This is a genomic window from Streptomyces sediminimaris (assembly GCF_047049295.1).
Lineage (GTDB): Bacteria > Actinomycetota > Actinomycetes > Streptomycetales > Streptomycetaceae > Streptomyces > Streptomyces sediminimaris.
Genome location: NZ_JBJWOT010000001.1, coordinates 7,027,651 through 7,041,195 on the forward strand (window position 1 = coordinate 7,027,651; position 13,545 = coordinate 7,041,195).

Annotated in this window: 13 protein-coding genes; 12 read left to right on the forward strand and 1 reads right to left on the reverse strand. The window is 72.0% G+C overall.

Annotated elements, in window-relative coordinates; genetic code table 11:
* Positions 1-203: 203 nt before the first annotated feature.
* Positions 204-1,172 carry a UDP-glucose 4-epimerase GalE gene (galE, locus tag ACJ9NR_RS32170; protein WP_412491177.1) on the reverse strand — a complete coding sequence of 323 codons (969 nt, stop codon included), beginning with the start codon at positions 1,170-1,172 and terminating at the stop codon, positions 204-206.
* Between the two features lie 280 nt (positions 1,173-1,452).
* Between galE and ACJ9NR_RS32175 the strand changes: the two genes are divergently transcribed.
* The 12 genes from ACJ9NR_RS32175 (at position 1,453) to ACJ9NR_RS32230 (ending at position 13,467) form a co-directional block, all read left to right on the forward strand.
* A complete protein-coding gene (locus ACJ9NR_RS32175) occupies positions 1,453-3,282 on the forward strand; it encodes a DUF5941 domain-containing protein (protein WP_412491176.1) in 1,830 nt (609 codons plus the stop codon).
* Positions 3,279-4,031 (forward strand): phosphocholine cytidylyltransferase family protein, encoded by a 753-nt coding sequence (locus tag ACJ9NR_RS32180; protein ID WP_412491175.1) that lies wholly within the window; start codon positions 3,279-3,281, stop codon positions 4,029-4,031. Before ACJ9NR_RS32175 ends, ACJ9NR_RS32180 begins: the two co-directional genes overlap by 4 nt.
* Positions 4,019-5,080, forward strand: coding sequence for an iron-containing alcohol dehydrogenase family protein (locus tag ACJ9NR_RS32185; RefSeq protein ID WP_412491174.1), 1,062 nt, complete (start codon positions 4,019-4,021; stop codon positions 5,078-5,080). Before ACJ9NR_RS32180 ends, ACJ9NR_RS32185 begins: the two co-directional genes overlap by 13 nt.
* A complete protein-coding gene (locus ACJ9NR_RS32190; RefSeq protein ID WP_412491173.1) occupies positions 5,058-5,837 on the forward strand; it encodes a CDP-alcohol phosphatidyltransferase family protein in 780 nt (259 codons plus the stop codon). The genes ACJ9NR_RS32185 and ACJ9NR_RS32190 overlap by 23 nt, the downstream gene beginning before the upstream one ends.
* 5 nt (positions 5,838-5,842) lie before the next feature.
* On the forward strand, positions 5,843-6,715 hold the full coding sequence (locus ACJ9NR_RS32195; protein WP_412491857.1) for a glycosyltransferase family 2 protein: 873 nt from the start codon (positions 5,843-5,845) through the stop codon (positions 6,713-6,715).
* A 98-nt stretch (positions 6,716-6,813) separates the two neighbouring features.
* On the forward strand, positions 6,814-7,743 hold the full coding sequence (locus ACJ9NR_RS32200) for an ABC transporter permease (protein WP_412491172.1): 930 nt from the start codon (positions 6,814-6,816) through the stop codon (positions 7,741-7,743).
* Positions 7,736-8,533: an ABC transporter ATP-binding protein gene (locus ACJ9NR_RS32205; protein ID WP_412491171.1), complete on the forward strand. Its 798-nt coding sequence runs from the start codon at positions 7,736-7,738 to the stop codon at positions 8,531-8,533. The genes ACJ9NR_RS32200 and ACJ9NR_RS32205 overlap by 8 nt, the downstream gene beginning before the upstream one ends.
* Before the next feature lie 357 nt (positions 8,534-8,890).
* Complete coding sequence (gene hpnC, locus ACJ9NR_RS32210; RefSeq protein WP_412491170.1) at positions 8,891-9,823, forward strand: squalene synthase HpnC; 933 nt, start codon at positions 8,891-8,893, stop codon at positions 9,821-9,823.
* Positions 9,820-10,770 carry a presqualene diphosphate synthase HpnD gene (gene hpnD / locus ACJ9NR_RS32215; protein ID WP_412491169.1) on the forward strand — a complete coding sequence of 317 codons (951 nt, stop codon included), beginning with the start codon at positions 9,820-9,822 and terminating at the stop codon, positions 10,768-10,770. Before hpnC ends, hpnD begins: the two co-directional genes overlap by 4 nt.
* Positions 10,770-10,910, forward strand: a complete 141-nt coding sequence (locus ACJ9NR_RS32220) for a DUF6380 family protein (RefSeq protein WP_412491168.1) — start codon at positions 10,770-10,772, stop codon at positions 10,908-10,910. The genes hpnD and ACJ9NR_RS32220 overlap by 1 nt, the downstream gene beginning before the upstream one ends.
* The gene (gene hpnE / locus ACJ9NR_RS32225) at positions 10,907-12,334 is read left to right on the forward strand and encodes a hydroxysqualene dehydroxylase HpnE (RefSeq protein WP_412491167.1); all 1,428 of its coding nucleotides are present in this window, start codon (positions 10,907-10,909) and stop codon (positions 12,332-12,334) included. The genes ACJ9NR_RS32220 and hpnE overlap by 4 nt, the downstream gene beginning before the upstream one ends.
* Positions 12,335-12,402: 68 nt before the next feature.
* On the forward strand, positions 12,403-13,467 hold the full coding sequence (locus tag ACJ9NR_RS32230; RefSeq protein ID WP_412491856.1) for a polyprenyl synthetase family protein: 1,065 nt from the start codon (positions 12,403-12,405) through the stop codon (positions 13,465-13,467).
* Positions 13,468-13,545: the final 78 nt, after the last annotated feature.

Here is a 13,545-nt window from a genome sequence, read left to right on the forward strand (position 1 = left end):
CACTCCCGGCACTCCACGGTGCGCCCGCATGTCCCGCGCACGGCGCGGGTCACGGCCGTCACCGGTAGGAGACCGGGAGAGGGGCCCGGTAGTTGATCGTGCCCCGTCGACCGGCGGGGAACCGTCCGGCCGGGGCTGTGAGACCCAAGGACGCCTCCCCGCGCCGGACGGCTGCGTTCCGCCCCGGGGGCGCACCACCCGGCTCACCCGCCGTGGTGCAGCCGCCAGCCGGCCCACGCCGACTCGATCATCTCGCGCACCCCGCGGCGGGCGGTCCAGCCGAGCTGCCCGGCGGCCCGGGCGGCCGAGGCGACCGCGCGGGGCGCGTCCCCGGGGCGGCGGGCCTCGACCACGGGCGTGCGGCGGTCGCCGGTGACCTCACCGATCACGGTGACCATCTCGCGCACGGAGACGCCCTCGCCCCGGCCGATGTTGACCGTCAGGTCGCCGCCCGCGCCCCCGCCCGCCCCGCGCGCCGCCGCCAGGTGCGCCTCGGCCAGGTCGGCGACATGGATGTAGTCGCGGACGCAGGTGCCGTCCGGCGTCGAATAGTCGTCGCCGAAGATCCGCGGGGCCTCGTCGCGGGTGAGCCGGTCGAAGACCATGGGGACGAGGTTGAAGACGCCCGTGTCGGCGAGCCCGGGCGCGGCCGCCCCCGCCACGTTGAAGTAGCGCAGGCACACCGTCGCCATGCCGTGGGCCCGGCCCGCCGCCTGGACCAGCCACTCGCCGGCGAGCTTGGTCTCGCCGTAGGGGTTCACCGGCGCGCACGGGGTGTCCTCGGTGATCAGGTCCACGTCCGGGTTGCCGTAGACGGCCGCCGAGGAGGAGAACACGAACCGCTCGACGCCGGCCTCGGCCGCGGCCTCCAGCAGCGTCGCGAGACCGCCGACGTTCTCCCGGTAGTAGCACGTGGGCTGTGCCACGGACTCGGCCACCTGCTTGCGCGCCGCGAGGTGCACGACGCCGCTCACCCCGTACCGGGCGAGAACCTGCTTCAGGAGGGTGCCGTCGCACGAGGAGCCCTCGACGAGCGGCACGTCGGCCGGCAGCCGCGCCGGGTGTCCCGCCGAGAGGTCGTCGAGCGCGACGACGCGCTCCCCGGCGCCGCTCATGGCGCGCGCCACATGGGCCCCGATGTATCCCGCTCCGCCGGTGATCAGCCATGTCATGGTCGTCCACCCTATGCCGACACCGCTACGGCGATCCCCAATGTCCCGGATGCCCCTGTTCCGGCCGACGCGGTTTGTGGGCGGGCCCCCGGATCACCGATGATGATCGCGGCAAAGGCCGTTGCAGACAGCGTTGATCAGCCCGTTAACGGGCGGTGAACGGTGCTCTGCGAGCATCCGATAACCTCTGCCGACATGCCGCCCGCCTGGTGCAGCCAAGGGGCGTACCACCGTGCACATGACCGGCGCCCGCGCGTCGGCACCCAGGGAGTGAGTTCGGTTGTCGACCGCCATCCTCACCGGTCAGCCGGTCCCCGGATCGTCGATCGAGGACGATCTGCGGTCGCTCGGCTTCGACCTCCGGGTCGCCGCCGACGCCGCCGACGCCGAAACCCTCCTGGCCCAGGTCCCCGGCGACCAGCGGGTCGCCGTGGTGGACCCCCGCTTCGTGGGCCACCTGCACGCCCTGCGCCTGGGCCTGACCGACCCCCGCTTCCCGCTCGCCGCGATCACCGGCGCCGTCACCGCGCAGGCGGCCGGCCGCCAGGCGCTCACCCGCGCCATGGCCCGGGAGAACTCCGCGGTCGGCGGCGTGGCCGGTGCCGGCGGCCCGGCGCGGGCGAACGCCGGTGTGCGGGAGACCGACGGTCCCGGCCACCTCGCCGACCGCATAGTCACCGCCCTCGTCGCCGACGGCGCCGACGTCCACCGCCCCGAACTGGGCAGCCTGGTCGCCGAGGTGCCGGCCGACCCGCAGGCCCGCAACGAGGCCCGGCAGGCCGTCGCCGCCGTGGACGACGAGGCCGTCCGCCTGAGGTCGGCCGTGAAGTCCCGCGACGGATTCTTCACCACCTTCTTCGTCAGCCCCTACTCGCGCCACCTCGCCCGCTGGTGCGCCCGCCGGGGCCTGACCCCGAACCAGGTCACCACCGCCTCCCTGCTCACCGCGCTGATCGCGGCGGGCTGCGCGGCCACCGGCACCCGCGTCGGCTTCGTCGCCGCCGGCGTCCTGCTGATCTGCTCCTTCGTCCTGGACTGCACCGACGGCCAACTGGCCCGCTACTCCCTGCAGTACTCCACGCTCGGCGCCTGGCTGGACGCCACCTTCGACCGGGCCAAGGAGTACGCCTACTACGCCGGCCTCGCCCTGGGCGCGGCCCGCGGCGGCGACGACGTATGGGCCCTGGCGCTCGGCGCGATGGTCCTGCAGACCTGTCGGCACGTCGTCGACTTCTCCTTCAACGAGGCCAATCACGACGCCACCGCCAACACCAGCCCCACGGCGGCCCTTTCGGGCCGGCTGGACAGCGTCGGCTGGACGGTGTGGGTGCGGCGCATGATCGTGCTGCCGATCGGCGAGCGCTGGGCGCTGATCGCCGTCCTCACCGCGGTCACGACCCCGCGCACCACCTTCTACGTCCTGCTCGCCGGGTGCGCCTTCGCCGCGACGTACACGACCGCGGGCCGGGTGCTCAGGTCGCTGACCCGCAAGGCCAGGCGCACCGACCGGGCCGCACAGGCGCTGGCGGACCTCGCGGACAGCGGGCCGCTGGCCGAGGCGGTGGCGCGCGTCGCCCCCCGCTTCCCCGCGCCGGCGAGCGCCGCGATCGGCGGGCTCCTCGTGGTGGTCCCCGCCGCGGCCTGGGGCGCCGGCTGGCAGGTCGTGCTGGGCGCCGTGGTCTACGTCGTGCTCTCCGGCGCCGCCGTCTCCCGGCCGCTGAAGGGCGCCCTGGACTGGCTCGTTCCGCCGGTCTTCCGGGCGGCCGAGTACGGCACCGTGCTGCTGCTCGCGGCCACGTCCGGGGTGAACGGAGTGCTGCCCGCGGCTTTCGGCCTGGTGGCGGCGGTCGCCTACCATCACTACGACACGGTCTACCGCATCCGCGGCAACGCCGGAGCGCCCCCGGCCCGCCTGGTGCGCGCCATCGGGGGGCACGAGGGCCGGACGCTGCTGGTCACCGTCCTCGCCGCGCTGCTCACCGGCTCGCAGTTCAAGGTCGCGCTCACGGTCCTCGCCGTGGCCGTCGCCCTGGTGGTGCTCGTCGAGAGCATCCGCTTCTGGGTGTCCGCTGGGGCGCCCGCCGTACACGACGAAGGAGAACCCGCATGATCGGCCTCGTGCTGGCGGCCGGCGCCGGACGGCGTCTGCGCCCCTACACCGACACCCTGCCCAAGGCGCTGGTGCCGGTGGGGCCCGCGGGCATAGAGGACTCGATCACGGTGCTCGACCTGACCCTCGGCAACTTCGCCGAGATCGGCCTGAGCGAGGCCGCGGTCATCGTCGGCTACCGCAAGGAGGCCGTGTACGAGCGCCGGTCGGCCCTGGAGCGGAAGTACGGCCTGAAGATCACGCTCATCGACAACGACAAGGCCGAGGAGTGGAACAACGCCTACTCCCTGTGGTGCGGCCGTGACGCCCTCAGGGACGGGGTGATCCTCGCCAACGGCGACACCGTCCACCCGGTCTCCGTCGAGAAGACGCTGCTCGCCGCGCGCGGCGGGGACAAGAGGATCATCCTCGCGCTGGACACGGTGAAGCACCTCGCCGACGAGGAGATGAAGGTCGTCGTCGACCCGGACAAGGGCATGACGAGGATCACCAAGCTGATGGAACCCGCCGAGGCCACCGGTGAGTACATCGGCGTCACCCTCATCGAGGGCGACGCCGCGCCCGAGCTGGCCGACGCCCTGAAGACGGTCTGGGAGAGCGACCCGCAGCAGTTCTACGAGCACGGGTACCAGGAGCTGGTCGACCGCGGCTTCCGGATCGACGTGGCGCCGATCGGCGACGTCGAATGGGTCGAGATCGACAACCACGACGATCTCGCCCGCGGACGGGAGATCGCGTGCCGGTACTGACCAGGCTGATTCCCTCACCGGTCGTCGTGGACATCCGCCCGGGTGCCCTCGACGACCTGGCGTGCGTGCTGGCCGACGAGCGGATCTCGCAGTCCGGGAAGCTCGCCATCGCCGTCAGCGGCGGTTCGGGCGCCCGCCTGCGCGAACGGATCGCCCCCTCGCTGCCCGGCGCGGACTGGTACGAGGTCGGCGGAGGCACCATCGACGACGCGGTCCGGCTGGCGGGCGACATAAAGGCCGGCCACTACGACGCGGTCGTGGGCCTCGGCGGCGGCAAGATCATCGACTGTGCCAAGTTCGCCTCGGCGCGCGTCGGCCTGCCCCTGGTCGCCGTCGCCACCAACCTCGCGCACGACGGTCTGTGCTCGCCGGTCGCCACCCTCGACAACGACGCGGGCCGCGGCTCGTACGGTGTGCCGAACCCGATCGCGGTCGTCATCGACCTCAACGTGATCCGTGAGGCCCCGGTCCGCTTCGTGCGCTCCGGCATCGGCGACGCCATCTCCAACATCTCCGCGGTCGCGGACTGGGAGCTGGCGAACCGGGTCAAGGGCGAGAAGATCGACGGCCTGGCCGCCGCCATGGCCCGGCAGGCCGGCGAGGCGGTGCTCAGGCACCCCGGAGGCGTCGGTGACGACGCCTTCCTGCAGGTGCTGGCCGAGGCGCTCGTCCTCACCGGTATCGCCATGTCCGTGTCGGGCGACTCCCGCCCGTCCTCCGGCGCCTGCCACGAGATCAACCACGCCTTCGACCTGCTCTACCCCAGGCGCGCGGCCGCCCACGGCGAGCAGTGCGGCCTCGGTGCCGCCTTCGCCATGCATCTGCGCGGCGCCCACGAGGAGTCGGCGTACATGGCCGAGGTGCTGCGCCGGCACGGGCTTCCGGTGCTTCCGGAGGAGATCGGCTTCACGGTGGACGAGTTCGTCCGCGCCGTGGAGTTCGCTCCGCAGACCCGGCCCGGCCGCTACACCATCCTCGAGCACCTCGACCTGACAACCGACCAGATCAAGGACAGATACGCCGACTATGTCAAGGCCATCGGTAGCTGAACTCCGTCCGGTCGTCCACCCCGCGGGGGTCAAGGACCGGCGCAGCGGTGAGCACTGGATGGGGCGCCTCTACATGCGCGAGGTGTCCCTGCGGGTCGACCGCTACCTGGTGACCACCAGGGTCACGCCCAACCAGCTCACGTACCTGATGACCGTCTTCGGCGTGCTCGCCGCCCCGGCGCTGCTGGTGCCGGGGATCTGGGGCGCGGTGCTCGGCGTGGTGTGCGTCCAGATGTACCTGCTGCTGGACTGCGTCGACGGCGAGATCGCGCGCTGGAAGAAGCAGTACTCGATGAACGGCGTCTACCTGGACCGGGTCGGCGCCTACCTCACCGACGCCGCCGTGCTGGTCGGCTTCGGGCTGCGCGCCGCCGACCTGTTCGGCAGCGGCCGTATCGACTGGCTGTGGGCCTTCCTGGGCACGCTGGCCGCGCTCGGCGCGATCCTGATCAAGGCCGAGACCGACCTGGTCGGCGTCGCCCGGCACCAGGCCGGCCTGCCCCCGGTGAAGGAGGCCGCCGCCGAGATGCGCTCCTCCGGCATGGCGCTGGCCCGCCGGGCCGCCGCCGCGTTCAAGTTCCACCGGCTGATCCTGGGCATCGAGGCCTCGCTGCTGATCCTGGTCCTGGCGATAGCCGACCAGGCGCGCGGGGACCTGTTCTTCTCCCGGCTCGGCGTCGCGGTGCTGGCGGGCATCGCGCTGCTGCAGACCCTGCTGCACCTGGTGTCCATCCTGGCCTCCAGCAGGCTGAAGTGAGCGCCATGAAGGTCGGCGCGGTCATCATCACGATGGGCAACCGGCCCGGCGAACTGCGCGCCCTGCTGGAGTCGGTCGCCAAGCAGGACGGCGAGCCGGTCGAGGTGGTCGTGGTCGGCAACGGCTCGCCGGTCCCGGACGTCCCCGACGGCGTACGCACCATCGAGCTCCCCGAGAACCTCGGCATCCCCGGCGGCCGCAACGTCGGCATCGAGGCCTTCGGACCCGGCGGCCGCGACGTCGACGTGCTGCTGTTCCTGGACGACGACGGCCTGCTCGCCGGCCACGACACCGCCGAGCTGTGCCGGCGGGCCTTCGAGGCCGACCCGGAGCTCGGCATCATCAGCTTCCGCATCGCCGACCCCGGCACCGGCGTCACCCAGCGCCGGCACGTGCCGCGGCTGCGCGCCGCCAACCCGATGCGCTCCTCCCGGGTCACCACCTTCCTCGGCGGGGCCAACGCGGTGCGTACCCGGGTCTTCGCCGAAGTCGGCGGGCTGCCGGACGCATTCTTCTACGCCCACGAGGAAACCGACCTGGCATGGCGGGCCCTCGACGCGGGCTGGATGATCGACTACCGGTCCGACATGGTGCTGTACCACCCCACGACCGCGCCCTCGCGGCACGCGGTCTACCACCGCATGGTCGCCCGCAACCGGGTCTGGCTCGCCCGCCGCAACCTCCCGGCTCCCCTGGTCCCGGTCTATCTCGGCGTCTGGATGCTGCTCACCCTCGTCCGCCGCCCCTCCCGGCCCGCCCTGAGGGCCTGGTTCGGCGGGTTCCGGGAAGGCTGGGCCACTCCGTGCGGGCCGCGCAGGCCCATGAAATGGCGTACGGTGTGGCGGCTGACCCGACTGGGCCGGCCTCCGGTGATCTGACAAGCTCTTTCCTGAGAGCGACGCGGGCCCGGCCCGGGTCCCGAGCTCCCGCCCGTGCCCGCACAGGCCGCGCATCCCGAGGACGAAAGTTTCCACCAGTGAGTGAGTCAACACACGAAGGCACGGTCGCCCTGAGCGCGGCCGTACCGCTGGACGAGGGCCTTCCGGCGGGGCAGCTCGCCGCGAAGTACGGCCTGACCGTGAGCGGCGCCCGGCCCTCCCTCGTCGAGTACGTCCGCCAGCTCTGGGACCGGCGCCACTTCATCCTCGCCTTCTCGCGGGCGAAGCTGACCGCCCAGTACAGCCAGGCGAAGCTCGGCCAGCTCTGGCAGGTGGCGACGCCGCTGCTGAACGCGGCCGTGTACTTCTTCATCTTCGGCGTCATCCTGAACGCGAGCCGGGGCATGTCGAAGGACGTGTACATCCCGTTCCTGGTCACGGGCGTCTTCGTGTTCACCTTCACGCAGAGCTCCGTGATGGCGGGTGTGCGGGCGATCTCCGGCAACCTCGGCCTGGTCCGGGCGCTGCACTTCCCGCGCGCCTCCCTGCCGATCTCCTTCGCGCTGCAGCAGCTCCAGCAGCTGCTGTTCTCGATGGTCGTGCTGTTCGCGGTGGCGGTCGGCTTCGGCAGCATGCCGGACCTGTCCTGGCTGCTGATCGTCCCGGTGCTCGCGCTGCAGTTCCTCTTCAACAGCGGCCTGGCGCTGATCATGGCCCGGGCGGGCGCGAAGACCCCGGACCTGGCGCAGCTGATGCCGTTCATCATGCGTACGTGGATGTACGCCTCGGGCGTGATGTTCTCCATCCCGATCATGCTGGCCGACAAGCCGCAGTGGACGGCGACCGTGCTGCAGTGGAACCCGGCCGCCATCTACATGGACCTGATGCGCTTCTCGCTCATCGACGGCTACGGCGCCGAGAACCTCCCCGACCATGTCTGGGCGGCCGCGGCCGGCTGGGCCGTCCTGATCGCCCTGGGCGGGTTCCTGTACTTCTGGAAGGCGGAGGAGAGGTACGGCCGTGGCTGAGCGGCACAACGACAGGACCGGCGAGCGGATCCCCACCGTCATCGCCGACGAACTGCACATCGTCTACCGGGTGCACGGCGCGAAGAGCGGCAAGGGCAGTGCCACGGCGGCTCTCAGCCGCATCCTCAAGCGGGGCTCCGACGATGCGGCACGCGGCGTGCGCAAGGTGCACGCCGTCAAGGGCGTCTCCTTCGTGGCCTACCGCGGGGAGGCCGTCGGCCTCATCGGCTCCAACGGCTCCGGCAAGTCGACCCTGCTGCGGGCCATCGCCGGTCTGCTCCCGGCGGAGAAGGGCCGTGTCTACACCAACGGCCAGCCCTCGCTGCTGGGCGTGAACGCGGCGCTGATGAACGACCTGACCGGCGAGCGGAACGTCATCCTGGGCGGGCTCGCCATGGGCATGTCCCGCGAGGAGATCAGGGAGCGCTACCAGGGGATCGTCGACTTCTCCGGCATCAACGAGAAGGGCGACTTCATCACCCTGCCGATGCGTACCTACTCCTCCGGCATGGCGGCCCGTCTGCGGTTCTCCATCGCCGCCGCCAAGGACCACGACGTGCTGATGATCGACGAGGCGCTGGCCACCGGCGACCGCAAGTTCCAGAAGCGCTCCGAGGACCGCATCCGCGAGCTGCGCAAGGAGGCCGGCACGGTGTTCCTGGTCAGCCACAACAACAAGTCGATCCGCGACACCTGCGACCGGGTCCTGTGGCTGGAACGCGGTGAGCTGCGTATGGACGGGCCCACCGAAGAGGTCCTGAAGGAGTACGAGAAGTTCACGGGCAAGTAGTCCACCGACCTGTGGGCACCCTGGCCCAGGACGCTTCGCGGGGCCCCGCCGGAACTGCTCCGGCGGGGCCCCGCGTCTGCAAAGGAAACGTCAACTCGGTCCGGCCCAAGGAATCTTGACGCCAATCGGTGTGTTGTTGTGATGTGCAGGACACCCCAGGGAAGCGGGCTGCGTTGTACAACGTAAGCTGGAGCGGTCCCGAAAGGCGGCAAGTGGGGCGATAATGCACGACACCCTCAAAGGGGGCGGCCGCGCGGACGGCTGGTTGGCGTGTCCGAAATAGTATGCATTGGGTCGGCAGTGTAGAACGGGAGATGTGACGGCAATGGCTACGGAAACTCCCCAGCTCAGCGCAGCATGTGCCGTCCCCGCCACGGGCGGTCACCGGTGACGGGAACCGGCGCGCCGCACGCCGCCGATCCGGAGCGTGGCACCCTCGAGAAGGCCGCGGGCGAGAACTTCCCCGTGGCGCCCTTCTTCCTGCCCAGGGCCTGGCGCGCCGACCTCATGGCCGTCTACGGCTTCGCCCGGCTCGTCGACGACATCGGCGACGGAGACCTGGCCCCCGGCGGCGCCGACGCGGCCCTGCTCGGCGTACCGCCCGCGCGCGCCGCGGACCGGCTGCTGCTTCTGGACGCGTTCGAGGAGGACCTGAACCGGGTCTTCGACTCCACCCCCCGCCACCCCCTGCTGCGCCGCCTGCAGCCCACCGTCCGGCGCCATGCGCTGACCCGTGAGCCCTTCCTCGGGCTGATCGCCGCCAACCGCCAGGACCAGCTCGTCAGCCGCTACGAGACCTACGACGACCTGCTCGCCTACTGCGAGCTGTCGGCCAACCCGGTGGGACGTTTGGTTCTCTCGGTCACGGGCACTTCGAGTCCGGAACGCATCCGCCTCTCGGACGCCATCTGCACCGCACTGCAGATCGTCGAGCACCTCCAGGACGTGGCCGAGGACCTCCGTCGTGACCGCATCTATCTGCCCGCAGCGGACATGAAACACTTTCATGTCCAGGAGGCCGATCTCGCCACACCCACCGCGGGCGCATCGGTGCGCGCACTGGTCGCATACGAAGCAGAACGCGCCCGGGATCTCCTGAATGAAGGAGCCCCCCTCGTGGGTAGCGTCCACGGCAGGTTGAAGCTGCTGCTGGCAGGGTTCGTGGCGGGTGGAAGGGCGGCGGTCCACGCGATCGCGGCCGCCGAATACGACGTACTTCCCGGCCCGCCCAGGCCCGGCAAGGGCCGGCTGCTGCGCGAGGTGGGCGTGACCCTGCGAGGAGAGGGGTGATCCGGACCGTGGAGTCTGCACCACACGTGTCCGCGCCGGTACTCGCCGCCTACAGCTACTGCGAGGCCGTCACCGGGCAGCAGGCCCGTAACTTCGCCTACGGCATCAGGCTGCTGCCGACGCCCAAGCGCCGCGCGATGTCGGCGCTGTACGCGTTCTCCCGGCGCGTCGACGACATCGGCGACGGCGCGCTGGCGGACGACGTCAAGGCGGCCAGACTCGAGGACACCCGCGGGCTGCTGGCCCGGGTGCGCGAGGGCGCGGTCGCCGAGGACGACACCGACCCCGTCGCGGTCGCCCTCGCCCATGCCGCCGGCGCCTTCCCGATCCCGCTCGGCGGCCTGGACGAGCTGATCGACGGCGTGCTGATGGACGTCCGCGGCGAGACCTACGAGACCTGGGACGACCTGAAGGTCTACTGCCGCTGCGTGGCCGGCGCCATCGGCCGGCTCTCGCTCGGTGTGTTCGGCACGGAACCGGGGGCGCGCGGCGCCGAGCGCGCCCCGGAGTACGCCGACACCCTCGGCCTGGCGCTGCAGCTCACCAACATCCTCAGGGACATCCGGGAGGACGCCGAGGGCGGCCGCACCTATCTGCCCTCCGACGACCTCGCGAAGTTCGGCTGCTCGGCCGGCTTCAGCGGCCCCACTCCACCGGAGGGCTCCGACTTCACGGGCCTGGTGCACTTCGAGGTGCGTCGGGCCCGCGCACTTTTCGCCGAGGGCTACCGGCTGCTGCCCATGCTCGACCGGCGCAGCGGGGCCTGCGTCGCCGCCATGGCCGGCATCTACCGCCGTCTGCTGGACCGCATCGAACGCGACCCGGAGGCCGTGCTGCGCGGCCGGGTCTCGCTGCCCGGCCGGGAGAAGGCCTACGTCGCCGTGCGCGGGCTGTCCGGCCTGGACACGCGGCACGTGACCCGCAGGACCGTCAGGAGGCGCGCCTGATGGGCGGCACGGGTCACGGTGACGCGACCGGCGACACGCGGCACGCAACCCTCCGGGCCGGCGTGGCGTCCCTGACTGCGACGGCCTGCCGTGCACCGTTCAACCACCGCGGCGGCCGCGCAGGGGAGGGTGCACGATGAGCGACGACACGCGCTCCGACGAGCCGCTCGCGGCCGTGCCGGAACGCTCCGGCAGGGAGGCCGTCGTCGTCGGCGGCGGGCTCGCCGGGATCACCGCCGCGCTCGCGCTCGCGGACGCGGGCGTCCGCGTCACCCTGGTCGAGGGCAGGCCCCGCCTGGGCGGCCTGGCCTTCTCCTTCCGGCGCGGCGAGCTGACCGTCGACAACGGACAGCACGTCTACCTGCGCTGCTGCACCGCCTACCGCTGGTTCCTCGACCGCATCGGGGCCGCGGCGCTGGCGCCCTTGCAGGATCGTCTCGACGTGCCCGTTCTCGACGTCGCGCGGCCCGCCGGGCGGCGGCTGGGCAGACTACGGCGCGACGCGCTGCCCGTGCCGCTGCATCTCGGGCGCAGCCTCGCGACCTATCCGCATCTCTCGCTCGCCGAGCGGGCCGGGGTGGGGCGTGCCGCACTGGCGCTGAAGGGGCTCGACCTCGCCGATCCGAGCCTGGACACCCAGGACTTCGGCAGCTGGCTGACCGCGCACGGTCAGTCGGCGCGTGCCGTCGAGGCCCTGTGGGACCTGGTCGGGGTCGCCACCCTCAACGCGGTCGCGGGCGACGCCTCGCTGTCGCTCGCCGCGATGGTGTTCAAGACCGGTCTGCTGTCCGACCCGGGCGCGGCCGACATCGGCTGGGCGCGCGTCCCGCTGGGGGAACTGCATGACCGGCTGGCCCGCAAGGCGCTCGACTCCGCGGGCGTGCGTACCGAGGTCCGTACACGCGTCACCTCCATCTCTACTGACGCAAACGGGCGGTGGAGCGTTCAGGTTCCCGGAGAGACGCTCCAGGCGGACGCCGTCGTGCTCGCCGTACCCCAGCGCGAGGCCCATGACCTGCTGCCGGCCGGCGCGCTCGACGCCCCGGAAAGACTGCTGGACATCGCCACCGCACCGATCCTGAACATCCACGTCGTCTACGACCGCAAGGTGCTCAGCCGGCCGTTCTTCGCCGCGCTGGGCACCCCCGTGCAGTGGGTCTTCGACCGCACCGAGGCGTCCGGGCTGCGCGCGGGCCAGTACCTGGCGCTGTCGCAGTCGGCCGCGCACGACGAGATCGACACACCCGTCGCCGCGCTGCGCGAGCGCTACCTTCCTGAGTTGGAACGCCTGCTTCCGGGTACTCACGGTGCCGAAGTGAAAGATTTCTTCGTGACCAGGGAGCGCACGGCGACGTTCGCCCCCACCCCTGGCGTCGGGCGGTTGCGGCCCGGCGCCCGCACCAAGGCCCCCGGCCTCTACCTGGCCGGAGCGTGGACCGCCACAGGGTGGCCCGCGACCATGGAGAGTGCGGTCCGCAGCGGTGTCAGCGCGGCCGGTGCCGCGCTCGGCGCCCTGGGTCGGCCACGCCCGAACGACCTCTTCGACCTCGAGGAGGCGGCTTGATGCTCGAGCAGCAGGCGGCAGGCTCCCGCACCCCCGGTACCGCAGAAAGAGGAGAAACTGTGCCCACTGTGCCCCCGGCCGAGACGGCCGCGCGGAGGACCGCGGTGGACGTGACCGCGCTCCTGGAGCGCGGCCGGACCCTTGCCACACCGGTACTGCGGGCGGCCGTGGACCGCCTGGCGCCTCCCATGGACACCGTTTCCGCCTATCACTTCGGCTGGATCGACGCCGAGGGCAACCCCGCCGACGGCGACGGCGGCAAGGCCGTGCGCCCCGCCCTGGCGGTCCTGTCCGCCGAGGTCACCGGGGCCGCGCCCGAGGTCGGCGTCCCCGGCGCCGTCGCCGTCGAACTCGTCCACAACTTCTCGCTGCTGCACGACGACCTGATGGACGGCGACGAGCAGCGCCGCCACCGCGACACCGTGTGGAAGGTGCACGGCCCGGCACAGGCGATCCTCGTCGGCGACGCGCTGTTCGCCCTGGCCAACGAGGTGCTGCTGGAACTCGGCACGGCCGAGGCAGGCCGCGCCACCCGCCGCCTGACCACCGCCACCCGCGCCCTGATCGACGGCCAGGCCCAGGACATCTCCTACGAGCACCGCGACCGCGTCAGTGTCGAGGAGTGCCTGGAGATGGAGGGCAACAAGACCGGCGCCCTGCTGGCCTGCGCCTCCTCCATCGGCGCGGTGCTCGGCGGCGCGGACGACCGCACCGCCGACACGATGGAGAAGTACGGCTACCACCTCGGCCTCGCCTTCCAGGCCGTCGACGACCTCCTGGGCATCTGGGGCGACCCCGTGTCCACCGGCAAGCAGACCTGGAGCGACCTGCGCCAGCGCAAGAAGTCCCTGCCGGTCGTGGCCGCGCTCGCGGCGGGCGGTCCCGCCTCCGAGCGGCTCGGCGAGATCCTCGCCGCCGACGCCAAGAGCAGTGACTTCGAGAACTTCTCCGAGGAGGAGTTCGCGGCCCGCGCCGCCCTCATCGAGGAGGCGGGCGGCCGCGCATGGACGGCCGAGGAGGCACGCCGTCAGCACACCATCGCCATCGAAGCCCTCGACGCCGTCGACATGCCCGACCGGGTACGGGCCCAGTTCGCGGCGCTCGCCGACTTCGTCGTCGTACGAAAGAGATGATCACTATCGGTCGAACAGTCCTCGCGTAGTCGCCGACCGGTGCCGGACAGGAGGTTTCAGGTACCGGCCGACGGCGGA

Excerpts from the sequence above, each read along its gene's own strand:
- galE (WP_412491177.1), bottom strand. The coding sequence starts at position 1,172 with ATGACATGGCTGATCACCGGCGGAGCGGGATACATCGGGGCCCATGTG.
- ACJ9NR_RS32180 (WP_412491175.1), top strand. The coding sequence starts at position 3,279 with ATGATCGGCCTCGTGCTGGCGGCCGGCGCCGGACGGCGTCTGCGCCCC.
- ACJ9NR_RS32190 (WP_412491173.1), top strand. The coding sequence starts at position 5,058 with ATGTCAAGGCCATCGGTAGCTGAACTCCGTCCGGTCGTCCACCCCGCG.
- ACJ9NR_RS32195 (WP_412491857.1), top strand. The coding sequence starts at position 5,843 with ATGAAGGTCGGCGCGGTCATCATCACGATGGGCAACCGGCCCGGCGAA.
- hpnC (WP_412491170.1), top strand. The coding sequence starts at position 8,891 with ATGTGCCGTCCCCGCCACGGGCGGTCACCGGTGACGGGAACCGGCGCG.
- ACJ9NR_RS32220 (WP_412491168.1), top strand. The coding sequence starts at position 10,770 with ATGGGCGGCACGGGTCACGGTGACGCGACCGGCGACACGCGGCACGCA.
- hpnE (WP_412491167.1), top strand. The coding sequence starts at position 10,907 with ATGAGCGACGACACGCGCTCCGACGAGCCGCTCGCGGCCGTGCCGGAA.